This window comes from Bradyrhizobium sp. CCBAU 25360, from assembly GCF_028128695.1.
GTDB lineage: Bacteria > Pseudomonadota > Alphaproteobacteria > Rhizobiales > Xanthobacteraceae > Bradyrhizobium > Bradyrhizobium ottawaense.
This window is the reverse complement of the sequence record NZ_LBJA01000039.1, coordinates 61,698-86,683: the sequence shown is the minus strand read 5'-3', so window position 1 is coordinate 86,683 and position 24,986 is coordinate 61,698. Positions and strand designations below refer to the sequence as shown.

17 protein-coding genes and 1 pseudogene are annotated in these 24,986 nt (G+C 65.2%); 8 read left to right on the top strand and 10 right to left on the bottom strand.

Annotated features, from left to right (window positions below):
- Nucleotides 1-75 precede the first annotated feature (75 nt).
- On the bottom strand, nt 76-1,089 hold the full coding sequence (locus XH81_RS18120) for an LLM class flavin-dependent oxidoreductase (RefSeq protein WP_028142119.1): 1,014 nt from the start codon (nt 1,087-1,089) through the stop codon (nt 76-78).
- 398 nt (nt 1,090-1,487) lie between these two features.
- Here XH81_RS18120 and metF point away from each other — a divergent pair, with 398 nt between their 5' ends.
- Together metF and metH are read left to right on the top strand one after the other, a co-directional pair.
- Nucleotides 1,488-2,408, top strand: a complete 921-nt coding sequence (gene metF, locus XH81_RS18115) for a methylenetetrahydrofolate reductase [NAD(P)H] (RefSeq protein WP_028142120.1) — start codon at nt 1,488-1,490, stop codon at nt 2,406-2,408.
- 6 nt (nt 2,409-2,414) lie between these two features.
- The gene (gene metH, locus XH81_RS18110; RefSeq protein WP_028142121.1) at nt 2,415-6,266 is read left to right on the top strand and encodes a methionine synthase; all 3,852 of its coding nucleotides are present in this window, start codon (nt 2,415-2,417) and stop codon (nt 6,264-6,266) included.
- 806 nt (nt 6,267-7,072) lie between these two features.
- Here the strand turns inward: metH and XH81_RS18105 are convergent.
- The 9 genes and pseudogenes from XH81_RS18105 to XH81_RS18065 all read right to left on the bottom strand — a co-directional run bounded on the left by XH81_RS18105 (nt 7,073) and on the right by XH81_RS18065 (nt 19,212).
- Nucleotides 7,073-7,702, bottom strand: a complete 630-nt coding sequence (locus XH81_RS18105) for a glutathione S-transferase family protein (RefSeq protein ID WP_028142122.1) — start codon at nt 7,700-7,702, stop codon at nt 7,073-7,075.
- Between the two features lie 307 nt (nt 7,703-8,009).
- Nucleotides 8,010-8,604, bottom strand: a pseudogene (locus XH81_RS18100) (GNAT family N-acetyltransferase).
- Nucleotides 8,605-8,786: 182 nt separating this feature from the next.
- The gene (gene glpK, locus XH81_RS18095) at nt 8,787-10,292 is read right to left on the bottom strand and encodes a glycerol kinase GlpK (RefSeq protein WP_028142123.1); all 1,506 of its coding nucleotides are present in this window, start codon (nt 10,290-10,292) and stop codon (nt 8,787-8,789) included.
- 221 nt (nt 10,293-10,513) lie between these two features.
- Nucleotides 10,514-11,287, bottom strand: coding sequence for an SDR family NAD(P)-dependent oxidoreductase (locus tag XH81_RS18090; protein ID WP_028142124.1), 774 nt, complete (start codon nt 11,285-11,287; stop codon nt 10,514-10,516).
- A gap of 127 nt (nt 11,288-11,414) precedes the next feature.
- Nucleotides 11,415-12,557: a pimeloyl-CoA dehydrogenase small subunit gene (gene pimD / locus XH81_RS18085; protein WP_028142125.1), complete on the bottom strand. Its 1,143-nt coding sequence runs from the start codon at nt 12,555-12,557 to the stop codon at nt 11,415-11,417.
- Nucleotides 12,558-12,687: 130 nt separating this feature from the next.
- A complete protein-coding gene (gene pimC / locus XH81_RS18080; RefSeq protein WP_028142126.1) occupies nt 12,688-13,878 on the bottom strand; it encodes a pimeloyl-CoA dehydrogenase large subunit in 1,191 nt (396 codons plus the stop codon).
- A gap of 150 nt (nt 13,879-14,028) precedes the next feature.
- Nucleotides 14,029-15,216: an acetyl-CoA C-acyltransferase gene (locus XH81_RS18075; protein ID WP_028142127.1), complete on the bottom strand. Its 1,188-nt coding sequence runs from the start codon at nt 15,214-15,216 to the stop codon at nt 14,029-14,031.
- Nucleotides 15,213-16,895, bottom strand: coding sequence for a dicarboxylate--CoA ligase PimA (gene pimA / locus XH81_RS18070; protein WP_028142128.1), 1,683 nt, complete (start codon nt 16,893-16,895; stop codon nt 15,213-15,215). The genes XH81_RS18075 and pimA overlap by 4 nt, the downstream gene beginning before the upstream one ends.
- A gap of 220 nt (nt 16,896-17,115) precedes the next feature.
- Nucleotides 17,116-19,212 carry a 3-hydroxyacyl-CoA dehydrogenase NAD-binding domain-containing protein gene (locus tag XH81_RS18065; protein ID WP_028142129.1) on the bottom strand — a complete coding sequence of 699 codons (2,097 nt, stop codon included), beginning with the start codon at nt 19,210-19,212 and terminating at the stop codon, nt 17,116-17,118.
- A 131-nt stretch (nt 19,213-19,343) separates the two neighbouring features.
- On the opposite strand from XH81_RS18065, the gene XH81_RS18060 reads away from it, so the two are divergent.
- The 6 genes from XH81_RS18060 to XH81_RS18035 all read left to right on the top strand — a co-directional run bounded on the left by XH81_RS18060 (nt 19,344) and on the right by XH81_RS18035 (nt 24,964).
- Nucleotides 19,344-20,210 carry an IclR family transcriptional regulator gene (locus XH81_RS18060; protein WP_028142130.1) on the top strand — a complete coding sequence of 289 codons (867 nt, stop codon included), beginning with the start codon at nt 19,344-19,346 and terminating at the stop codon, nt 20,208-20,210.
- Between the two features lie 66 nt (nt 20,211-20,276).
- Nucleotides 20,277-21,074 carry an ABC transporter ATP-binding protein gene (locus tag XH81_RS18055; protein ID WP_028142131.1) on the top strand — a complete coding sequence of 266 codons (798 nt, stop codon included), beginning with the start codon at nt 20,277-20,279 and terminating at the stop codon, nt 21,072-21,074.
- A complete protein-coding gene (locus tag XH81_RS18050) occupies nt 21,071-21,784 on the top strand; it encodes an ABC transporter ATP-binding protein (RefSeq protein WP_018318824.1) in 714 nt (237 codons plus the stop codon). Before XH81_RS18055 ends, XH81_RS18050 begins: the two co-directional genes overlap by 4 nt.
- A gap of 13 nt (nt 21,785-21,797) precedes the next feature.
- The gene (locus tag XH81_RS18045) at nt 21,798-22,676 is read left to right on the top strand and encodes a branched-chain amino acid ABC transporter permease (protein ID WP_028142132.1); all 879 of its coding nucleotides are present in this window, start codon (nt 21,798-21,800) and stop codon (nt 22,674-22,676) included.
- A gap of 2 nt (nt 22,677-22,678) precedes the next feature.
- Nucleotides 22,679-23,698, top strand: a complete 1,020-nt coding sequence (locus XH81_RS18040) for a branched-chain amino acid ABC transporter permease (protein WP_028142133.1) — start codon at nt 22,679-22,681, stop codon at nt 23,696-23,698.
- 30 nt (nt 23,699-23,728) lie between these two features.
- On the top strand, nt 23,729-24,964 hold the full coding sequence (locus tag XH81_RS18035) for an ABC transporter substrate-binding protein (RefSeq protein WP_028142134.1): 1,236 nt from the start codon (nt 23,729-23,731) through the stop codon (nt 24,962-24,964).
- Nucleotides 24,965-24,986 lie beyond the last annotated feature (22 nt).

Below are 24,986 nucleotides of genomic sequence, written 5' to 3'. Positions count from 1 at the left end.
CCGGAGGCGCGATGGGCCCCGGCTCTGCAGCGCATCGCTGAAGGAGCGCTGCGCTGCGTCCGGGGCACGATATTCTTACGCGGTCGCTTTAAGCCCGAACGCCTCGGCGAGCAGCGAATACGACTTCTTCCGCGCCTCGTGATCGTACACCGCTGTGATCGCCATCAACTCGTCCGGCTTGCTCGCGTCGATCAGCGGCTGCAGTTTCTTCCGTACCGTCGCGGGGCTGCCGACGAACAGGCGGGAACGGTTGCGGAGGATCGAGGTGCGCTCGGAGTCGGAGTAAGGATAGGCCTGGGCCTCCTCGACGCTCGGCAGCGGCAGATATTGACCGCGGTCGCGGCGCAGCCGGTTGAGGTCGAACGAGCTGGCAAGCCGTTCGGCCTCCTCATCGGTAAGGGCGGTGATGACGGCGACCGCGAGGATCGCTTGCGGGCTCGCACGCCAGGCCGAGGGCTGGAAGCGGTTGCGGTAATGCACCATCGCGTCGACCGCGTCGTGGGACGCGAAATGATGCGCGAAGGCGAAGCCCATGCCGACCTGTGCCGCCAACTCCGAGGAATAATCGCTGGAGCCGAGCAGCCAGATCGGCGGCAGTCTGGTGTCGTCGGGCATGGCGACGACGTTATGGTAGGGGTGCCCTGCGGGGAATTCACGGGTCTCCCACAGAATCAGCTCGTGCAGCCGCTCCAGGAAATCATCGCCCTCGCGGCGGTCGAGCCGGCTCCGGAGCGCATAGGCGGTGGCGCCATCGGTGCCGGGCGCCCGGCCAAGGCCGAGGTCGATACGGCCGGGAAACAGCGCCTCCAGCATCTTGAATCGCTCGGCGACGACCAGCGGGGCGTGGTTGGGCAGCATCACCCCGCCGGAGCCGACTCGGATATGCTTCGTCACCGCCGCGATCTGGCCGATCATGACGTCAGGCGCGGGACTCGCGACCGAGGCGAGGTTGTGATGCTCGGCAAGCCAGTAGCGGACATAGCCGAGCCCATCGACATGGCGCGCCAGGTCGATGCTGTTGCGCAGCGCCGCGGCGGGCCTGGTGCCTGTGGTGACGACGGAGAGGTCGAGGACTGAGAGCGGGATCATGGCGCGCTAACCTAGTGGAGGGCCGCGCGGCGACAATGGGGCGGCTGCGCAGATCTGACGTGTGCAGACCGCGAGCCCACGCAGTCGACCGAAGCGAGGCGGTGGGCCAAGAGCAGTCCAAACAACACTTCTTTCATATTGCCCACCTACCGTGCCCGCCCCGGTCGGTCCTCAGTTTTCTGCCAACTAATTGAAATAGCTAGATTATTGTTGGTTCATCGACATCCCACTCAAATCGATATACGCTCAATAATTCATCTATTGTTGACAGAAGTGGGCCATTTCCCATCCCTGATGGGCTGTCGATCGGACCGCCTTTGCCCTATCTTGGGCTCTCCCAAGCTAGACCTGACCGTCGGCCGCCAGGATCTGGCGACACATCTGGAGCGAGTGGTGCCATGACCGATCTGACGATTCCTGCCCGAGCAGACGGGCAAGACGGGCACCTGAAGCGGCCTGCGATCTCCTTCGAGTTCTTTCCGCCCAAGACGGAAGATATGGAGCGCAATCTCTGGGAGACCATCAACCGGCTCGCTCCGCTCGACCCGAAATTCGTCTCGGTGACCTACGGCGCCGGCGGCTCGACCCGCGAGCGCACCCATTCGACCATTGCCCGCATCCTGAAGGAGACCGCGCTGCTGCCGGCGGCGCACCTGACCTGCGTCGGTGCCTCGCGCGGCGAGATCGACGAGATCGTCGACCGCTATCACGAGGTCGGCGTCCGCCATATCGTGGGCCTGCGCGGCGATCCCGCCGGCGGCATCGGCACGCCCTATGCCAGCCATCCCGACGGCTATCAGAGCTCGGCCGAGCTCGTCGCGGGGATCAAGAAGCGGCATGCCGACATCGAAGTGTCCGTGTCCGCCTATCCCGAGAAGCACCCCGAAGCGCGCGACTTCGATGATGATATCGACACGCTGCAGGCCAAGGTCGATGCCGGCGCGACGCGCGCGATCACCCAGGTGTTCTTCGACAACGACCTCTACTTCCGCTATCTCGACCGCGTGCGGGCGCGCGGCATCGACATCCCGATCGTGCCGGGCATCATGCCCATGCACAATTTCAAGCAGGCCCGCAATTTCGTGACGCGCGCCGGCACCACCGTGCCGGACTGGTTCGCCGCGAAATTCGAAGGCCTCGACGAGGACGCCGAGACCCGCAAGCTGGTGGCCGCAACCGTCGCGGCCGGCCAGGTGCAGAAGCTCGCCAAGCACGGCGTCGACACTTTCCATTTCTACACCATGAACCGCGCCGATCTCGTGTTCGCGATCAGCCATCTGCTCGGCATTCGCGCCAAGAGCGCCCAGAAAGCGGCCTGAGACAACATGACCGTACCTGTTTCCGCGAAACGTACTGCCCTGCTGAACGCCGCGCGCGAGCGCATTCTCGTGCTCGACGGCGCCATGGGCACGATGATCCAGAACCTGCAGTTCGACGAGGCCGCCTTCCGCGGCGAGCGCTTCAAGGACTTTCATCGTGACCTGCGCGGCAACAACGATCTGTTGATTCTGACCCAGCCGCAGGCAATCGAGGACATCCACGCGGCGTATTTGCGCGCCGGCGCCGACATCGTCGCGACCAACACCTTCTCCACGACGTCGATCGCGCAGGCCGATTACGACCTCACCGACATCGTCTACGAGATGGCGCGCGAAGGCGCCCGCCTCGCCGGCAATGCCGCGCGGCGCGTCGAGGCCGAGGACGGCAAGCCGCGCTTCGTCGCGGGCGCCATCGGCCCGACCAACCGCACCGCCTCGATCTCCCCCGACGTCTCCAATCCCGGCTACCGCGCCGTCACCTTCGACGATCTGCGCAAGTCCTATGGCGAGCAGATCAACGGCATGCTCGACGGCGGCGTCGACCTCTTGCTGGTCGAGACCATCTTCGACACGCTGAACGCCAAGGCGGCGCTCTATGCGATCGCCGAGATCACCGAAGCGCGCGGCATCGACATGCCCGTGATGGTGTCGGGCACCATCACCGACAAATCCGGCCGCCTGCTCTCGGGCCAGATGCCCGAGGCGTTCTGGAATTCGGTGCGGCACGCAAAACCCGTCACCATCGGCTTCAACTGCGCGCTCGGCGCCGAAGATCTGCGCGCCCATATCGCCGATATCGGCCGCGTCGCCGACACGCTGGTCTGCGCTTACCCGAACGCCGGCCTGCCCAACGAATTCGGCCAGTATGACGAGACGCCGGAATATATGGCGCGCCTGGTCGGCGAGTTCGCTGCGTCCGGCCTCGTCAACATCGTCGGCGGCTGCTGCGGCACCACGCCGGAGCATATCGCCGCGATCGCCGCCGCTGTTGCCCCGCACAAGCCGCGCATCGTGCCGGAGATCGAACCGCGCCTGCGGCTGTCCGGCCTTGAGCCGTTCGTGCTGACGGACGCGATTCCCTTCGTCAACGTCGGCGAGCGCACCAACGTCACGGGCTCCGCCCGCTTCCGCAAGCTGATCACCGCCGGCGACTACACCGCGGCGCTGCAGGTCGCGCGCGACCAGGTCGAGAACGGCGCGCAGATCATCGACGTCAACATGGACGAAGGCCTGCTCGACTCTGAAGCCGCGATGGTGACGTTCCTCAATCTCGTCGCCGCCGAGCCCGACATCGCCCGCGTCCCCGTGATGGTGGACTCCTCCAAGTTCTCGGTGATCGAAGCCGGCCTGAAATGCGTGCAGGGCAAGCCGGTCGTCAACTCGATCTCGATGAAGGAAGGCGAGGAGAAGTTCATCTTTGAGGCCAAGATCGCCCGCCGTCATGGTGCGGCTGTGGTCGTGATGGCGTTCGACGAGGTCGGCCAGGCCGACACGTTCGCGCGCAAGACCGAGATCTGCAAGCGCGCCTACGACATCCTGGTGAACAAGGTCGGCTTCCCGCCCGAGGACATCATCTTCGATCCGAACATCTTCGCGATCGCGACCGGCATCGAGGAGCACAACAATTACGGCGTCGACTTCATCGAGGCGACGCGCTGGATCCGCCAGAACCTGCCCGGCGCCCACATCTCGGGCGGCGTCTCCAATTTGTCGTTCTCGTTCCGCGGCAACGAGCCGGTGCGCGAGGCCATGCACTCGGTGTTCCTGTATCACGCCATCAAGGCGGGCATGGACATGGGCATCGTCAATGCCGGGCAGATGATCGTCTATGACGACATCGATGCCGAGTTGCGCCAAACTTGCGAGGACGTCGTGCTCAACCGCGACCCGGGCGCGTCCGAGCGTCTCTTGGCCCTCGCCGAGAAATTCCGCGGCAACAAGACCCAGACCAAGGAAGCCGATCTCGCCTGGCGCGAATGGCCGGTGGCGAAGCGGCTGTCGCATTCGCTGGTGCATGGGATCACCGAGTTCATCGAGCAGGACACCGAGGAAGCCCGCAAGGCGTCGTCGCGGCCGCTCGACGTGATCGAGGGCCCGCTGATGGCCGGCATGAACGTGGTCGGCGACCTCTTCGGCGACGGCAAGATGTTCCTGCCGCAGGTGGTGAAGTCCGCGCGCGTGATGAAGCAGGCGGTGGCCTGGCTGATGCCGTTCATGGAAGAAGAGAAGGCGCGCAACCTCGCCAACGGCATCGGCACCGAGGGCTCCTCGTCCGCCGGCAAGATCGTGCTCGCGACCGTCAAGGGCGACGTCCACGACATCGGCAAGAACATCGTCGGCATCGTGCTCCAGTGCAACAATTTCGAGGTCATCGACCTCGGCGTGATGGTGCCCGCCGCAAAGATCGTCGAGACCGTGAAGGCGGAGAAGGCCGACATCGTGGGTCTCTCCGGCCTGATCACGCCCTCGCTCGACGAGATGGCGTTCTTCGCCGGCGAATTGCAGCGCGAGGGCCTCAAGCTGCCGCTCCTGATCGGCGGCGCCACCACGAGCCGCGTGCACACCGCAGTCAAGATCGACCCGAGCTATCGGGCCGGCCCCGTCGTGCATGTCAACGACGCCAGCCGCGCCGTCGGCGTTGCGTCCTCGCTGCTCTCGCCCGAGAAGCGCGAAGCCTATGCCGCCGAGGTGCGCGCCGAATACGCCAAGATCTCGGACGCGCATCTGCGCGCGCAGGCTGACAAGAAGCGCCTGAAGCTCGCGGCAGCGCGCGCCAACCGCGTGCCGGTCGACTTTGCCAAAAGCAAGCCGGTGAAGCCGACTTTCCTCGGCATCCGCAGCTTTGACGACTACGATCTCGCCGAACTGGTCGACTGCATCGACTGGACCCCGTTCTTCCAGACCTGGGAGCTCGCGGGGCGCTTCCCCGCCATCCTCGACGATGCCAAGGTCGGCGAGGTCGCGCGCTCGCTCTATGACGACGCGCGAAAAATGCTCGACACTATCGTCAAGGAAAAGTGGTTCCGGGCGCGCGCGACGATCGGCTTCTGGCCGGCGAACGCGGACGGCGACGATATCGCTGTTTACGCCGACGAGAGCCGGACCAAGAAGATCGCGACGCTGCACACGCTGCGCCAGCAGCTCGAGAAGCGCGAAGGTCGGTTTAATGCCGCGCTCGCCGACTTCGTCGCGCCCGCGGGCGTGCCCGACTATGTCGGTGGCTTCGTCGTCACGGCCGGCATCGGCGAGGATGCGGTCGCCGACCGCTTCAAGATGGCGAATGACGACTACTCCTCGATCCTGTGCAAGGCGCTGGCCGACCGTCTCGCCGAGGCCTTCGCCGAGCGCATGCATTCCCGCGTGCGCCGCGAATTCTGGGCCTACGCGCCGGACGAGACGCTCTCCAACGACGAGCTGATCCTCGAGAAGTATCAGGGCATCCGCCCCGCGCCCGGCTATCCCGCGCAGCCCGACCACACCGAGAAGGCGACGCTGTTCGAGCTGCTCGATGCGGAAGCAACCTGCGGGGTGAAGCTGACCGAGAGCTTTGCGATGTGGCCGGGCTCCTCTGTGTCCGGGCTCTATTTCGCCAGCCCCGAGAGCTATTATTTCGGCGTCGGCAAGATCGAGCGCGACCAGGTCGAGGACTATGCCGCACGCAAGGGCATGAGCGTCGCGGAAACCGAGCGCTGGCTCGCGCCGGTGCTGAACTACATCCCGTCGCGAGAGGACAGCGACAAGGGCTTTGCGGCAACGGCGGCGAATGACGAGACGTCGAAGGATCTCGCCTCGCATCCGCCGGGCTGCACCTGCGCGGTGCACCTGGTCTGGCAGAAGAAGCGCGCTGGCGCGGGTTAGGCGCGCGCTCTCTCCCCTTCCTGGCGAAGGCCTCCGTGTCCCGGACGGCGCTGCATCGCGCAAGCGATGTGGCACGGCACGCGGCAAGATGGGCCCCGGCTCTGCAGCGCACCACCCCGGACGATGCTGCGCATCGCCGGGCCGCTGCGCTGCGTCCGGGGCACGAGTCCTTTGTTCAATAGACACACCTTTGCATCCTCGCGGCGTTTCCGCCCGAGCTTTGCGCTTCGCGTCACGCCCTAATGGAAAGGGCGCAGGGAAGGCCGGGCGCCGGCTGGCACCCACGGTCCGTCGTGCGATGAGATGCACACGCAATGCACAACGGATCAACAGGTGAAGCCGAAACGTCCGGCCTTCCCTGCGCGATGGTCTGACGGCGTATGGCGCGCTCTCCCCGGAGACGAGTTCCTGCTTGCCTCTGTCACCTCGCGGATTGGCGATGCGCTTCGCCCGGTCGGGCTTGGCGCACCTCCGCAAGGCTTGGCTGTAGCAACGACAGCCAGGACCACGCGATTTGGCCGTACGCATCAGCGTCGCTCGTCCGCACGAAGCCTGGATCTCACGGGGTTCATCCCGCCCTGCTCCCGCCTCTCGTGCACGACGCTGCCGCGTCCACCGCTCCCCGATCCGCGGCTCGTGACGACGTACGACCGCCCCTTTCGCCGGATCAGGGTGGGCGACACATACGCCGAAACCGAATTTCGGTAAAGTGGAATATTTCGATCGACGCTGATTGACCCAGCGCTGGCGTGTTTTGCCCGTCAGGCAACCCACGATCTGGTAGCTTGGGGCCGAGCACCGGGGCCTCACCCCTTCGGCGGGGCCAGTGGCTGCACGATCTCCTGGAACGGCGCCAATGCCTCGCAGCGCTCGCCATGTGCCGCGAGCGCCGGATAGCGCGACGCCTCGAACAGCTGCGGATGCGCCTCGCGGGTGAAGCGGACGACGCAGGCAACCGCAACGTCGGCATGGCCGATCCGACCGCCCAGCCAGTACGGCGTCGTCACCTTGGCGCGCTCGGCCTCGAGCACGGCGAGCACGTCCGCAATCTGCGCCTGGCAGCGCGCGACCCACAACGCGAGCTGCTCCTTCCGCAGCACGCGCTCGTAGAGCAGGCTCACCGCCTTGTCACCGAGACCGGAAGCGAGCGCGCAGATGCGCAAATGCTTGCGCCGATCAGTGCCGCTGCGCGGCAGCATCGCCTTGTCCTCGCCGACGAGCTCGTCGAGATAGTCCAGGATCACCGTGCTCTCGATCAGCCCCTCACCGTCGTCGAGCACCAGCGTCGGCACGCGGCGCAGCGGATTGTACGGCGCGATCTTGTCGGCGTCGCCGAAGGTCGACCACGGCCTGTGCTCGAAAGGAAGGCCGTAAAGCCGCAGCGCGATCGCGACGCGGCGGACGAAGGGGGAATCATATTGGCCGATCAGGAACATGGTTCTCGCTCTTCCAGCGGTTGGACGTGGCAGGGCCGTCCAGTTCACCGCCAATGCACGCTGCCTGCAACAACTATCTTGGAACCGGAGCATTGCGCGTGACGCAACAACGAGAGATCAATAGACAACGTACCAGCCGGAGCTCCTCTCATGAATCTGCGATCTCTCCTCTCGCTCGTCCTGCTCGCAAGAGCGCGCACCTCAGGATGACGGCGGAGCGTGTAGCAGCGGACGATCTTGGCCAACATGTGCTAGAGGGAGATGCGGCGACGGACCAGCCGCTCATCTGAGCTACATTGCTCACGCGCTACCCGATAACAGGCACATGCTTCGCCGCGTCGCGCGGCGCGGTGCCGTCGAGGCGCGGATCGTCGGCGATCTCGATCTGGCGGCGGAACGGGCGGAAGCCGGAGCGCTGGTAGAAGGCGACGGCGGATGGGTGATCGAGCGTGCAGGTGTGGACCCAGAGGCGGCGGACGTCGCGCGACCAAAGCGAGGTCCAGCGCGCGGTTCATCAGGAAGCTGGCCGCTCCCGTGCCGATCAGAGGCGCGGTGACGCCGAAATAGGCCAGCTCGCACTGACCGGCCTCGCGAAAATCCAGCTCCAGCAGGCCTTCATCGCGGCCGTCCACGGCGAGTGCATACACCTCGACGCCCGCTGCGTGGATGATCGCGGCGAGCTCTGTGTCGTTCATCCGCACCCGGGAGAACCACAGCCATTCCTCGCCGACGCGGCGGTGGAGATCGCGGTACCAGTCGAGCGCGGGCGCATCGACCTTGCGCAGGACCCACACACCGGGAGGATCGTCACGGCGTGCGGGAGGCGCGGTCATCTCAAGGTGGGTGACGACGGCGGCGATCTTGCCGGTGGGGACGTCGGAATAGCCGTCGGGGAGGATCATTGCGGCTTCCTGTGGAGCCGAGTGCGAGCTACATATCCGATGTCGTCCCGGCGAAGGCCGGGACCCATAACCACGAATGTGGATTACTTTGCGAGGCTGGAACGACGGGTCCCGTTCACAACATCTGCTGCGGAGTATGGGTCCCGGCCTTCGCCGGGACGACTCGGAGAAAGAGAGGCGTACTACCCCTCCCCCTCGTCGCTCGCCAGCACGCCCTTCACCGCGCGCGCCCACCCCGCGAGCTTTCGCTCGCGCGTGGCCTGGCTCATGTTCGGCTTGAAGCGGTGCTCCAATCGCCAATTGTCGGCGAACTTTGTGGGCTCGGGATAGACGCCGGCCTGGAGGCCGGCGAGGTAGGCGGCGCCGAGGGCCGTGGTCTCCTGGATCACGGGGCGGTCGACCGGCGCGTCCAGCAAATCCGCGAGGCGCTGCATGGTCCAGTCCGATGCGGTCATGCCGCCGTCGACGCGGAGCACGACGCTGGCGGTTTCCGAGCTTGGCCAGTCGGCGCGCATCGCGGCCCAGAGGTCAAAGGTCTGGTAGCAGACGCTTTCAAGTGCGGCGTGGGCGAGTTCGGCGGGGCCGGTGTTGCGGGTGAGGCCGAACAGCGCGCCGCGGACGCGCGGATTCCAATAGGGCGCGCCCATGCCGACGAAGGCGGGGACGAGATAGACGCTCTGCATGGAGTCCGACTGATCGGCAAGCGGGCCGGTCTCGGCGGCGTGCTTGATGATGCCGAGGCCGTCGCGCAGCCATTGCACCGCACTGCCTGCGACGAAGATCGAGCCTTCGAGCGCGTAAGTGCGCTTGCCATCGAGTTGGTAGGCGACAGTGGTGAGCAGCTTGTTCTTCGACACCACAGGCGTGGTGCCGGTGTTGAGCAAGGCAAAACAGCCGGTGCCGTAGGTCGACTTCATCATGCCGGGACGGAAGCAGGCCTGGCCGATGGTCGCCGCCTGCTGATCGCCGGCGATGCCGGAGATGGCGATCGCGCCACCGAACAGATCCGGCGTGCTCTCGCCGAAGCGGGCCGAGGAGTCCTTCACCTCGGGCAGCATCGAGCGCGGCACGCCGATGATTTCCAGCAGCTCGTCGTCCCACTGTCCGGTGTGGATGTTGAACAGCAGCGTGCGCGAGGCGTTGGTGGCGTCGGTGGCATGCACCTTGCCGCCGGTGAGGCGCCAGAGCAGATAGCAGTCGACGGTGCCGAACATCAATTCGCCGCGCGCGGCGCGGGCGCGGGCACCGGGGACGTGGTCGAGGATCCAGGCCACCTTTGTGCCGGAGAAATAGGGGTCGATGATCAGGCCGGTCTTCTGCGAGATCACGGGCTCGCGGCCGTCGGCCTTGAGCTTGGCGCAGATGTCGGCGGTGCGGCGGTCCTGCCAGACGATGGCGCGGTGCACGGCCTGCCCCGTGGCGCGGTCCCACACCACGGTGGTCTCGCGCTGGTTGGTGATGCCGATCGCCGCGATGTCCTTCGCGGCGATGCCGGCCTGCTCGATCGCCTCGCGGCAGACCATCACCGTCGAGGTCCAGATGTCCTCGGGCTCGTGCTCGACCCAGCCCGAGGCCGGGAAATGCTGCGGAAACTCCTGCTGCGCCTTCGCCGCGATGGAAATATCGCCGCGAAACACGATCGCGCGCGAGGAGGTGGTGCCCTGGTCGATGGCGAGGACGAAAGACATGGCGGCTTACCCTTGGCGTTTTCCCTGAGGGGGTCATTGTGTCGCGGCAAAGGGAGCGGATTGGAGACGGAAGGTCAAGGTTGGTCTCGTGCCCCGGACGCAGCGCAGCGCCTTGGCGGTGCGCTGCTGAGCCGGGGCCTACAGCCAAACGAACGGAGACATGGGTCCCGGCTCTGCGTCGCGTCATTTCATGCCGCGACGCGTCCGGGACACGAGACCGCCTACACCGCCGCCGTGGTCACGCCGCCGTCGATGACGATCGTCTGTCCGGTCATGAAGCTCGACGCATCCGAGGCGAGATAGGCGACCGCGCCGGCGATTTCGTCGGGTTCGCCGATGCGGCGCAGCGGCGTGGTGGCGGTGCGGCGCTTCAGCACGGCTTCGTCTTCCCACAGCGCGCGGGCGAAATCGGTCTTGACGAGGCCGGGCGCGATGCAGTTGACGCGGACGCCTTTCGGGCCCCACTCGCCGGCGAGCGAGCGGCACAGCGCGAAGTCGGCCGCTTTCGAGATACCGTAGGCGCCGATCACGGTGGAGCCGCGCAGGCCGCCGATCGAGGAGATGATGACGACGGAGCCGCTGCCGCGTTCCGCCATTTGCGGGATCGCGAGCGCGGAGAGCCAGATGTTGCTCTTGACGTTGCTCCCCATGATCTTGTCGAAGGCCTCGTCGGTGATGTCGAGCAGCGGGCCGTAATAGGGATTCACCGCGGCGTTGCAGACGAGGATGTCGATCTTGCCGTAATGCTTCGTGGCGCCCGCGATCAGCGCCTCGACCTCGGCCTTGCGCGCGATGTTACAGGGGATGACGGTGGCGTCACCGCCGGCCGCCTTGATGCCGTCGACGACCTCCTGGCAGGCGTCGGCCTTGCGCGAGGACACCACGACCTTGGCGCCGAGCTTGGCGAGGAGTTCCGCGGAGGAGCGGCCGATGCCGCGGCTGGAGCCGGTGACGACCGCGACCTTGCCGGTGAGATCGAACGGGGTGTTCTTCATTGTCGGCTCCTTCTTCCTGGTCATTCCGGGGCGCGCATAGCGCGAACCCGGAATCCATTTCACCGCGCGTATTGCCGCCCGATGGATCCCGGGTTCGCGCTACGCGCGCCCCGGGATGACAGCGAGGCTAGATCAACCCGCCACCATCAGCGACGCGGCGCTGGTGGTAGTCGGTGTCACCAAAACTGTTCTCGATCATGGTGAGGCGCTTGAAGTAGTGGCCGATCTTCGCCTCCATGGTCATGCCGATGCCGCCGTGCAGCTGGATCGCCTGCTGTCCGACGAATTTCAGCGATTTGCCGATCTGCACCTTGGCCGCGGCGATGGCGTTGGAGCGCTCCTTGGCGTTCTCGAAATCGCTCGCCATGGTCGCGAACATCGACATCGATCTCGCCTGCTCGGCCGCCACGAACATGTCGGATGCCCGGTGCTGCAGCGACTGGAACGAGCCGATCGCGACGCCGAACTGCTTTCGCGTCTTGATATACTCGACGGTGGTCTTGAGCGACTCGTCCATCAGGCCGACCGCCTCGGCGCAGAGCGCGACGCGGGCTTCGTCGACGACACGCTCGATCAGCGCCAGCGAATCCTCGGGATTGCCGAGCACGGCATCGAGGCCGATCTCGACACCGGTGAGGGTGATGTCGGCGGCGTGCAGGCCGTCCTGGGTCGGGTAGGACTTCCTGGTCACGCCCTTGGCATTTGCCGGCACCAGGAACACGCCGATGCCGGTCTTGTCGCGACGCTCGCCCTTGGTGCGGGCGGTGACAACGAGCGTGTCGGCGTTCTCGCCGTTGAGCACGACGAACTTCTCGCCGTCGATGACCCAGCCGTCGCCTTTCTTTTTCGCCGTCGTGGTGACGTCGAACAGATCGTAGCGCGAGTTCTTCTCGAGCTGGGCAAACGCCAGCGTCTTGCTGCCGTCGATGATGCCGGGCACGTGCGCGGCCTTCTGCGCGTCGGTGCCGGCATGGCGCAGGAAGCCACCGCCGATCACGACCGTTGCCAGATACGGCTCGAGCACCAGCGCCTTGCCGAGCGCTTCCATCACGATCATGGTCTCGACGCCGCCGCCGCCGAAGCCGCCATCGGCCTCGCTGAAGGGCAGGCCGAGCAGGCCCTGCTCGGCGAGCTTGAGCCAGACCGCTTTGCTCCAGCCGCCCTTCTCCTTCATGTACTTCTTGCGGCTCTCGAAATCGTAGGAATCGGTCAGCAGGCCGTCGATGCTGTCCTTGAGAAGCCGCTGCTCCTCGTTCAGATCAAAATCCATGTCTTTGGTTCCTCGTACCCGGAATTTTTGCTTCGTCATCCCGGGGCGCGCGTCGCGCGAGCCCGGGATCCATACTCCCGATCGTGGTTATGGATTCCGGGCTCGCGCTGCGCGCGCCCCGGAATGACGCCTAGAGCCCCAGCACCGCCTTGGCGATGATGTTGCGCTGGATCTCATTGGAGCCGCCGTAGATCGAGACCTTGCGGTTGTTGAAGTAGCTCGGCGCGATCTGGGCGGTCCAGTCCATGGCTTCGTTCGAGCCGTCGTCGCCGTGCACGTCGTAGGGCGCGGCGAACGGTCCGATCACTTCCATCAAGAGCTCGGTGGTGGTCTGCTGGATCTCGGAGCCCTTGATCTTCAGCACCGAGGAGGCCGGATTGGGCTTGCCCTTGCCGTGCTTGCCTTCATCCGCCACGACGCGCAGCTGGGTGAGCTCGAGCGCCTTCAGCTCGATCTCGCAGGCGGCGAGCTTCTCGCGGAAAGCGGCGTCCTGGATGATCGGCTTGCCGCCGGATTCCACCTTGCCGGCGAGATCGCGGATGCGGCGCAGCCGCTCCTTGGAGACGCCGACACGGGCGATGCCGGTACGCTCATTGCCGAGCAGGAATTTTGCGTAGTCCCAGCCCTTGTTCTCCTCGCCGATCAAATTCTCGTAGGGCACCTCGACGTCGTCGAAGAACACTTCGTTGACCTCGACGCCGCCGTCGATGGTCTGGATCGGGCGCACCGTGACGCCCTTCGACTTCATCGAGAACACGATGAAGGAGATGCCCATCTGCTTCTTGGCGCCGGGATCGGTGCGGCACAGGCAGAAGATCATGTCGGCGTGCTGGGCCAGCGTGGTCCAGGTCTTCTGGCCGTTGATGATCCACTTGTCGCCCTTGCGCTCGGCCTTGGTCTTGAGCGAGGCGAGGTCGGAGCCCGAACCCGGCTCGGAGAAGCCCTGGCACCACCAGTCGTCGACATTGGCGATGCGCGGCAGGTACTGCTTCTTCTGCTCCTCGTTCCCGAAGGTGTAGATGACCGGGCCGACCATGCTGACGCCGAAGGCGAGTGGCTGCGGCGCCGGATAGGACTGCAGTTCCTCGTTGAAGATGTAGTGCTGCACGCTGGTCCAGCCGGTGCCGCCATATTGCTTGGGCCAATGGCTGACGCCCCAGCCCTTCTTGTTGAGGATGCGCCACCAATTCACCATCTCGTCCTTGCTGAGGTGACGCCCCTCGACCATCTTGCGCCGCGTATCCGGCGGCACGTTGTCGCGGAAGAACTGCCGCACTTCCTCGCGAAACGCCTGCTCTTCTTTCGTGAATGCGAGATCCATCGGATCCTCCTGTGAACAGTTTTGTTCTTACCAAATCCGCCGTCATTCCGGGATGCGCCGTAAGGCGCAGGCCCGGAATCCATATCCCCGATTGGTGGTTACGGATTCCGGGCTCGCCGCTTTGCGGCGCCCCGGAATGACAGAAACGTTTTACTGCAGCACCTCGAACAGCCCTGCCGCGCCCATACCGCCGCCGACGCACATGGTGACAACCGCGTACTTTGCCTTGCGGCGGCGGCCTTCGATCAAAGCGTGGCCGGTGAGGCGCGCGCCGGACATGCCGTAGGGATGGCCGACCGCGATCGCACCGCCGTCGACGTTGATCTTCTCGGGGTCGATGCCGAGCTTGTCGCGGCAATACAGCACCTGCACCGCGAAGGCTTCGTTCAGCTCCCAGAGACCGATGTCGTCGACGGTGAGGCCGTGGCGCTTGAGCAGGCGCGGCACGGCGAAGACCGGGCCGATGCCCATCTCGTCCGGCTCGCAGCCGGCCGAGACGAAGCCGCGGAAGATGCCGAGCGGCTTGAGGCCACGCTTGGAGGCTTCCTTGTCGCTCATGATGACGGAGGCGCTGGCGCCGTCGGAGAGCTGACTGGCATTGCCGGCGGTAACGGTGAATCCCTCGCCGCGCACGGGCTTGAGGCCGGCGAGGCCTTCGATCGTCGTCTCGGGACGCGGGCCCTCGTCCTGCGACAGCGTGACGTCCTTCATCGACACGGCGCCGGTGGCCTTGTCGGTGACCGCCATCTGCGTCGTGATCGGCGCGATCTCCTCCTTGAACTTGCCGCCCTGCTGGGCGGCCGCAGTGCGGCGCTGGCTCTCCAGCGAATATTCGTCCTGCTTCTCGCGCGAGATGCCGTAGCGCTTGGCAACGACTTCCGCCGTGTCGATCATGGGCATGTAGACCTCGCTCTTGATCTTGAGCAGCGCAGGGTCCTGGGCGTGGAAGCCGTTCATCTTGTCGTTCTGCACGAGACTGATCGACTCGCCACCGCCGCCGACCGCGATCTCGACGCCGTCAAAAATCACCGAGCGCGCGGCGAGCGCGATCGCCTGCAGGCCCGAGGCGCATTGCCGGTCGATCGTGGTGCCGGCGACGGTGACGGGAAGGCCGGCGCGCAGCAGCGCCTTGCGCGCGATGTTGCCGCCAGTCGAACCCTGCTGCAGCGCCGCGCCCATCACGACGTCCTCGATCTCCTTCGGATCGACCTTGGCGCGCGCGACGGCTTCGCCGATGGCGTGGCCGAGCAGGGTTGCGCCCTCGGTGGCGTTGAGCGCGCCGCGATAGGCCTTGCCGATCGGGGTGCGGGCGGTGGAAACGATGACGGCGTCGGTCAAGAACGAGCTCCTGATGCGGGTTTAGTGGATTGTGACGGTTTCTGCTGCTGGCGCAATTCGTGGCGCGACAATTTTCCGACAGGCGTTCGCGGCAGATCGTCGACGAATTCGACCTCGGCCGGCAATTCGTGCTTGCCGAGCTTGCCGGCGAGCTGCGCGCGCAGCTCGTCGAGCGAGAACGGCTTTGCCTCCGGCTTCAGCTTGATGAAGGCCTTGGCGGCCTCGCCGCGGTACTGGTCGGGAATGCCGAGCACGATCACCTCGTGCACACCAGCAATGGTGTAGATCGCCTGCTCGATCATCTGCGGATAGACGTTGAAGCCGCCGGAGATGATCATGTCCTTCTTGCGGTCGACCAGGAAGAAATAGCCGTCGGTATCGACATAGCCGATGTCGCCGGTGAGGAAGCGGCCGTCGACGAAGGCGTCCGTGGATCCCTCCGGCTTGTTCCAGTACCCCTTGGTGACGTTCGGGCCCTTGATGCGGATCTCTCCGACCTCGCCCGGCGCAAGCACGCGCTTGGGATCGTCGAGCGCGACGACGTCGAGCTCGATGCCGGGCAGCATCAGGCCGATCGAGCCGGGCTTGTCGGGGCCGGTGGGCGGATGGCCGGTGCCGGGCGAGCAGGTCTCGGTCATGCCCCAGCCGCTGCGCAGCTTCTTGCCGACCTTGCGCTCGAAGAAATTCGCGATCTCCACCGGCAGCGGCGCGCCGCCGGAGCCGATGGTGGCGAGCGAGGAGAAGTCGCGCTTGTCGAGATCCGGCAGCGCGGCGATCGCGATCCACATCGTCGGCACGCCCGGAAAATAGGTCGCGCGCTTGACCTCGATGTCGCGCATCACGGCTTCGACGTCGAAACGCTGATGCAGCGAGATCAGATTGCCGCGGCTGAGCGACGACAGCAGCACCACGGTCAGCGCGTAGATGTGGAACAGCGGCAGCACGCAGATCACGCGCTCGATCGTCTCGCCCCGCGCGGCGCGCGATGGCTTGCCCCAGACGTCGTAGATCGACACCGCCGAGGTGAGATTGCCATGGGTCAGCATCGCGCCCTTGGGCAGACCGGTGGTGCCACCGGTATATTGCAGCAGCGCGACGTCGTCGGCCGTGACGACGGGCCACGCCGCCGGCGCGGTCGCGCCCTCGGTGAAGGCCTTGAAGGTGACGATGCGGGGATCATCCGGGATCGCCGCCTGCGGCGTGCCGACCTTGCCCCAATGATCGTCCTCACAGACGACGAGGCGGTCGATCAGCCCCTTTTCAAGGAACTTCAGCGCGGTCGGCAGCAGGGCGGCGAGGTTGGAGGTGACGAGCAGGCGCGAGCCGGAATCGGAGATCTTGTGGGTCAGCGCGATCTCGCCGTCGAGCGGGGAGAGATGCGCGAGGCGGGCGCCTGCCTTCAGCGCGCCGAAAAAATTGACGGGATGGTCCGGCGAGTTGCCGAGGAACAGCGCAACGGACGTGCCCTTGCCGCAGCCGGCGCGCAGGAACGCCGCCGCCGCACGCTCGGCCTGAGCTGCGAGCTCGGTGTAGGTGATCGGGCGATCGCGGAATTCCAGCGCGGTGCGCGTGCCGTATTCGGCGACGGCCTTCGACAAGAGGTCAGGCAGCGAGCCCTGGACGATGGTGTCGTCCCACCGCACGCCCTCGGGATAAAACTGTTCGCCGGGATGGGTCATTGGCGATCGATACTCTGCAAAACGGTAATCGCCGGGTCGTGTGAGGTGGACACCGGCGGACGGGCTCCCTTCCCCCTTGTGGGGAAGGGTTGGGGAAGGGGGCAGCCACGAACACTGACCTCGCCCGGGGCCACCCCCCTCGCTGCCCCTCCCCCACAAGGGGGGAGGGAACGGAGAGAGCTTTGCCCGGAGCGCGACATTGCAGCAGCTACCAAACCGATCAAGCCGCCTTCGACGCCGCCGCCAGCGAGGCGAACGTCTTCCCTTCGGCCGCGAGCTTCTTCAGCAGCGGTGCGGGCTCGAGGCTGGGGTCGTTGGTCTCCTTGGCGTAGAAGGCCAGGCGATCGGCGATGTGCTTGAGGCCGACGCTGTCGGCCCAGAACATCGGGCCGCCGCGGTAGATCGGCCAGCCATAGCCATAGAGCCAGACCACGTCGATGTCGGAGGGACGTGCGGCGATGCCCTCTTCGAGGATCTTCGCGCCCTCGTTGATCATCGGATACATCATGCGCTCGAGGATCTCGTCATCGCTGACGATGCGCTTCTTTCGGCCGAGACGGGCAAGCGTCTCGTCGATCAGCTTCTCGACCTCCGGATCGGGCAGCGCCGAGCGGCTGCCCGCTTCGTACTTGTAGTAGCCCTTGCCGGTCTTCTGGCCGAAGCGGCCGGCTTCGCACAGCGCGTCCGCGATCTCCGACTTGATGCCGCGATCCTTGCGCGAGCGCCAGCCGATGTCGAGGCCGGCGAGGTCGCCCATCGCGAACGGTCCCATCGGCATGCCGAATTTCGTCACCACAGCGTCGACCTGCTGCGGCAGCGCGCCTTCGAACAAGAGCTTCTCCGACTGCTTGCCGCGCTGGGCCAGCATGCGGTTGCCCACAAAGCCGTCGCAGACGCCGACCACGGCCGGCACTTTCGCGATCTTGCGCGCAATGTTCACCGCGGTGACCAGCGCGTCCGGCGCGGTCTTGTCGGCGCGCACGATCTCGCACAGCTTCATCACGTTGGCCGGCGAGAAGAAGTGCATGCCGAGCACGTCCTGCGGACGCTTGGTCGACTTCGCGATCTCGTCGATGTTGAGATACGAGGTGTTGGAGGCGAGCACGGCGCCGGGCTTGACGTACTGGTCGAGCTTGCCGAACACTTCCTTCTTCACCGCCATGGTCTCGAACACCGCTTCGATGACGAGGTCGGCATCGCCGACATTCTCGATGCCGACGACGCCGTTGATCAGCGCCATGCGCTTGGCGGGCGCATCGGCCGGGATGCCGCCGCGCGCGGCGGTCGCTTCCCAGTTCTTCTGCATGATGCCCATGCCGCGCTTGAGCTGCTCCTCGCCGGTCTCGATCAGGGTGACGGGAACGCCGGCATTGGCAAAGGACATCGCGATGCCGCCGCCCATGGTGCCGGCGCCGAGGATGGCGACCCGGTTCACGGGACGCGACTTGGTGCCGTCGGGAACGCCCGCAATCTTGGCAGCCTCGCGCTCGGCGAAGAACGCATAACGCTGCGCCTTCGACTGATCGCTGGCGACGAGCTTCAGAAAACCCTCGCGCTCCTTCTTCAGGCCTTCGTCGAAAGGTAGGTCAATGGCGTAGCCCACGGCGTCGGCGGCAGCGAACGGCGCCTCCAGGCCGCGCGATTTCTTGGTCATGGCGGCGACTGCATTGGTGAAGATCGAGCGGTCGGCCTTGGCCGCCGCGATCTTGGAATCGTCGTCGCGCAGGCGCCGCAGCGGACGCTTCTCGGCCAGCAGCTTGCGCACGAAGGCCTCGCCGCCCGATGCCGGTCCCTCGATGATTTCCTCGATCAGGCCGTTCTGGAGCGCTTCCGCAGCACCGATGGGATCACCGCCGACGATCATCTTGACAGCGAGTTCGGGACCGACCGCGCGCGGCAGGCGCTGGGTGCCGCCGGCGCCCGGCAGCAGTCCGAGCTTCACCTCGGGCAGGCCGAGCCTGGCCTCTTTCACCGCGACGCGGAAATGGCAGGCGAGCGCGACCTCGAGGCCGCCGCCGAGCGCGGTGCCGTGGATCGCGGCAACCACGGGCTTGGGCGAATTCTCGATCTCGGACAGCACGTCGTTGAGGGCCGGCGCCTTCGGCGGCTTGCCGAATTCGGTGATGTCGGCGCCGGCGATGAAGGTGCGGCCGGCACAGGTCAGCACGATGCCCTTGATGGCGGGATCGGCAATTGCGGCCTTGATGCACTCGAGGATGCCGCCGCGGACCGCGGCACTCAGAGCATTGACCGGAGGGCTGTCGACCGTGACGATCCCGACCTCGTCATGACGCTCAAGCTTGACCACTTCGCTCACGGTGTTCCCTCCTTGGTGGGGATTTACTTTTGTTCGATTTCGCGGTGCGGAATTTAATTCCGCATCTTGACGGCAGGGTTATTTTGAAGCACGTGGCTTGTCAACGACTCCGCGCAAGAAGCAGATCAGGGATGAAGCGTACAGGAAAGAAGACTGCGACCGATCGGAATTTCGTCGTCGCGCTTTCCCGCGGACTGGACGTATTGCGCGCATTCCACCCCAATGACGGCCTTCTCGGCAATCAGGAGATTGCGGCTCGCACCAATCTGCCGAAGCCGACCGTGTCGCGGCTGACCTACACCTTGACCAAGCTGGGCTATCTTGCGCCGGTTCCCCGCTTCGAGAAGTACCAGCTCACACCCGCGGCGATGTCGCTCGGCTACGCCGCGCTCGCCAATCTCGGCGTTCGGCATTTGTCCGAGCCGTTCCGCGAGGACGTGATGCGCGCGACCGGCGGCGCCGTCGCCGTCGGCGGCCGCGACCGTCACAGCATGATCTATTTCGGGCAAAGCCGCGGCAGCGAGACCGTCGGGGTTCAACTTGACGTCGGCTCCCGCGTGCCGATTGCAACCAGCGCGATGGGCCGCGCCTATTTCTGGGCGCTCGACGACGCGGACCGCGCAGACCTGTCGCGCCTGTTGCGCGAACATTACGGCAGCCGCTGGCCCAAGATGCGCGACGGGCTGGAACGTTCCGGCGAAACCGTCGCGAAATACGGTTTTGCGATCTCCGTCGGCGACTGGCACGACGACATCGGCGCCGCCGGCGTCGCACTCAGGCTCAACGACGGAACCGGTCCCTACGCATTCAATTGCGGCGCGCCCGCATTCCGCTTCACGGAAGAGCGTTTGATCAACGACATTGGACCGCGTCTCTTAGCGATGGTAAGGAACATCGAAGCGGCGCTCGGGGGTCTAATGCCGCATTCCAAAAAAGACGTCAGCAAAAAGCTGAAATCAGGAGGAAAAGTTGCGCGTGTGGCCGAGGGATTCAGATAGCCTTTGTCATCATCGGGAGCGGTTCGCATCGCCCCTTCGCTCACTGAATGACGTGAGCGAGACGAGATGACGCAGGCACAGCTCGCGCAGGGGACATCGCCCCTGCTCGCGGTTCGCGACGTCAGCGTCGTGTTCGGCGGCATCATCGCGCTCAACGGCGTGTCCTTCGACATGCACAAGGGCCAGATCCTCGGCTTGATCGGCCCCAACGGCGCCGGCAAGACCACGCTCTTCAACTGCCTGTCCCGGCTCTACCAGCCGTCATCCGGCGACATCCTGATGGAGGGCGCGAGCATCCTGAGGCGGCCGCCGCACCGGATCGCCGAGATCGGCATCGGCCGCACCTTCCAGAACGTGGCACTGTTTCCGAATCTCTCGGTGATGGACAACGTCCGCGTCGGCGCGCATTCGAGGACCTCGAGCGACATCATCAGCGACTCCCTGAAGCTTGCCTGGGTTCGCCGCAGCGAAACCAGCGTCAACAAGAAGGTGCACGAGATCCTTGCCTATCTCGACCTCGAGGACGTCGCCCACACCGTGGTCTCCGGCCTGCCCTTCGGCACGCAGAAGCGCGTCGAGCTGGCGCGCGCACTGGCTGCCGATCCCAAAATCCTGCTGCTCGACGAGCCCGCCGGTGGCCTCAACCACGAAGAGGTCTACGTGCTCGGCGACCTCATTCGCCGCATTCGCGACGACCGGCACATGACCGTGCTGCTGGTCGAGCATCACATGGGCCTGGTGATGTCGATCGCCGACCATGTCGTTGCGCTGAATTTCGGCAAGAAGCTCGCGGAAGGCACGCCGGCCCAGGTGCAGGCGGACCCCGACGTCATCAAGGCCTATCTCGGGAGCAAGGACCAATGACGACATTGCTCAACGTCAAGGACCTGCGCGCCTATTACGGCCAGGTCCAGGCGCTCCATGGCCTGTCCTTCTCGCTCAACGAGGGCTCGCTGGTGACGCTGCTCGGGGCCAACGGCGCCGGCAAGACCACCACGCTGCGCGCGATCTGCAACATGGTGCGCTCCACCGGCGGCATCGAGTTCGACGGCAAGCCGCTGAACAACCGCTCCACCGAGAGCATCGTGCGGTTCGGCATCGCCCATGTGCCGCAGGGCCGCGGAACCTTCACCACCATGACGGTGGAGGAGAATCTCCAGCTCGGGGCCATCACCCGCAAGGACAGCGCCGGCATCGTCTCCGACATCGAGCGCATGTATGCGCATTTCCCGGTGCTGAAGCAGCGCCACACCCAGCAGGCCGGCACGCTCTCCGGCGGCGAGCAGCAGATGCTCGCGGTCGCCCGCGCCCTGATGCTGCGGCCGCGGCTGATGCTGCTGGACGAGCCCTCCTTCGGCCTCGCGCCGCTGGTGGTGCGCGACCTGTTCGGCATCCTTGGCAAGATCAACCGCGAGGACAAGGTGTCGATCCTGGTGGTCGAGCAGAACGCCCAGCTCGCGCTGGAGCTCGCCGACCAGGCCTATGTGATCGAGACCGGCCGCATCGTGATGTCGGGCAACGCCAAGGACATCGCGAACAACGAAGAAATCCGCAAATCCTATCTGGGTTACTGAGGGAGCCGGGACAATGGAGCTGTTCACCAACCAGGTCCTGGCCGGCATTGCCACGGGCGCGATCTACGCCTGCATGGCGCTCGCCGTGGTCATGATCTACCAGGCCATCGACCATCTCAACTTCGCGCAGGGCGAGATGGCGATGTTCTCGACCTTCATCTCCTGGCAGCTGATGCAATGGGGCGTGCCTTATTGGGCCGCCTTCGTGATCACGCTGGCCTTCTCCTTCGTCGCCGGCATCGCGATCGAGCGGATCCTGTTCAAGCCGCTGACAAAGGCACCGGTGCTGACCAACGTCGCCGGGTTCATCGCGCTGTTCGCGATCATCAACTCCTCGGCGGGCCTGATCTGGGACTTCACCATCAAGCAATATCCGACCCCGTTCGGCTCCGCGCCGTTCCTCGGCAGCCAGCTGATCTCGACCCACCAGGCCGGCATGATCGGCGTCACCATACTGCTGCTGCTCGGGCTCTATTTCTTCTTCCAGTACACGCGGATCGGTCTTGCCATGCGCGCGGCCGCCTCCGTGCCTGAATCGGCCCGCCTCGTCGGCATCAACACCTCCTGGATGATCGCGCTCGGCTGGGGCATGGCGACCGCGATCGGCTCGATCGCCGGCATGCTGATCGCGCCGGTCGTGTTCCTCGAGCCGAACATGATGGGCGGCGTGCTGATCTACGGCTTTGCCGCGGCCGTGCTCGGCGGACTGACCAGCCCGTTCGGCGCCGTGGTCGGCGGCTTCCTGGTCGGTGTCTTCGAGAACCTCGCCGGCACCTACATCCCCGGCGTCGGCAACGAGCTGAAACTCCCGATCGCGCTCGCGCTGATCATCTCCGTCCTGGTCGTCAAACCCGCCGGCCTGTTCGGTCGGCACATCGTCAAGCGAGTTTGATCATGAGCGCTGCAGAAGAAGTCGTTGCAGAAGGCCACCAGGCGGTCGAGGCCGTTCCGAAGCGGGCCATGACGCTGGGCACCGGCACCTCGCTGGTGGTGCTCGCGGCGCTCTTGATCGTGCCGATGTTCGTCAAGAACTTCGTCATCTTCCAGATGACGATGCTCCTGATCTACGGGCTCGCCGTGCTGGCGCTGAACATCCTGACCGGCGGCTCCGGCCAGTTCTCGCTCGGCCAGAGCGCGTTCTACGCCGTCGGCGCCTATACGTCGGCGGTGCTGATGGAGCACGCCAACATCAACTACGCGCTGACCATTCCGATCTCCGCCGTGGTCTGCTTCGGCTTCGGGTACCTGTTCGGCAAACCGGCGCTGCGGCTGTCGGGCGTCTATCTCGCGCTCGCGACCTTCGCACTCGCGACCGCGATGCCGCAACTGCTGAAGCTGAACTTCCTGGAACACTGGACCGGCGGCGTGCAGGGCCTCGTCGTCACCAAGCCGGATGCGCCGTTCGGCCTGCCGATGTCGCAGGACACGTGGCTGTACTACTTCACGCTCATCGTCACGATCGCGATCTACATGCTCTCGGTGAACCTGTTGCGCTCGAGGTCGGGCCGCGCCTTCATGGCGATCCGCGACAACGAGATCGCGGCGTCCTCGATGGGTGTCAACGTCGCACTCTACAAGACGCTGGCTTTCGGCGTGTCGGCGGCGATCACGGGCATTGCCGGGTCGCTCGGGGCCATCGCGGTGCAGTTCGTGGCCCCCGACAGCTACACCATCACGCTCGCGATCTCGCTGTTCCTCGGCATGGTGGTTGGCGGCGTCGGCTGGCTGCCCGGCTCGTTCGTCGGTGCGGCCTTCATCATCTTCGTGCCGAACATGGCGGAGAGCATCTCCAAGGGCCTCTCCGGCGCGGTGTTCGGTGTGCTGCTGTTCCTCGTCATCTACCTCGTGCCGCACGGCGCAAGGCAGATCGCGATCATTGGCCAGCAACTCGTCGGCAAGCTCAAAAAGAACTGAAGTCCCGTTAAATTAAGCAAGGAGACCGAATTGCATTTTGGAAGAACACTGCGAGCCGCCGCGCTGGTCACGGCAACGGCGGCCATCACTCTCACCTCCGGCGCGGCACTCGCCCAAAAGAAATACGACACCGGCGCAAGTGACACCGAGATCAAGGTCGGCAACATCATGCCGTACAGCGGTCCGGCGTCGGCCTATGGCATCATCGGCAAGACCGAAGAAGCCTATTTCAAGATGATCAACGACAAGGGCGGCATCAACGGCCGCAAGATCAACTTCGTCACCTATGACGACGGCTATTCGCCGCCGAAGGCAGTCGAGCAGGTCCGCAAGCTGGTCGAGAGCGACGAGGTGCTGGCCGTGTTCAATCCGCTCGGCACACCCTCGAACAGCGCGATCCAGAAGTATCTCAACGCCAAGAAAATCCCGCAGCTCTTCGTCGCCACCGGCGCCACCAAGTGGAACGATCCGAAGAACTTCCCCTGGACCATCGGCTGGCAGCCCTCCTACCAGAGCGAAGCCCAGATCTACGCGAAATGGCTGATGAAGGAGAAGCCCGACGCCAAGGTCGCGATCCTCTATCAGAACGACGATTTCGGCAAAGACTACCTCAAGGGCACCAAGGACGGTCTCGGCGCCAAGGGCGCATCCATGATCATCATGGAAGAGAGCTATGAGGTGTCCGAGCCGTCGATCGATGGCCATATCGTCAAGATCAAGGCCGCCAATCCCGACGTGCTGCTGATCTATGCGACGCCCAAATTCGCGGCGCAGACCATCAAGAAGACGGCCGAACTCAGCTGGAAGCCGCTCCAGATCCTCACCAACGTCTCGATCTCGGTCGGCAGCGTGATGAAGCCCGCCGGCTTCGAGAATGCACAGGGCGTGCTGTCGGCGGCCTATGCCAAGGACTCCACCGATCCGCAGTGGGCCAACGACCCCGGCATGAAGAAGTGGAACGAGTTCGTCGACAAGTACATGCCGGGTGCCGACAAGTCCGACACCAGCATGGTCTATGGCTACGGCGCGGCCTCGACCCTGGCCAAGGTCCTGGAGATGTGTGGTGACGATCTCACCCGCGCCAATCTCATGAAGCAGGCGGCTTCGCTGAAGGATTTTGCGCCGGATACGCTCCTGCCCGGCGTCAAGATCAACACCAGCGCTACCGACTTCGCCCCGATTGCGCAGCTGCAGATGCAGCGCTTCAAGGGTGAGAAGTGGGAACTGTTCGGCGAGATCATCAGCGGCGACGTCGCCTCCGAGTGACACGCTGACGCAATAGTCCGAC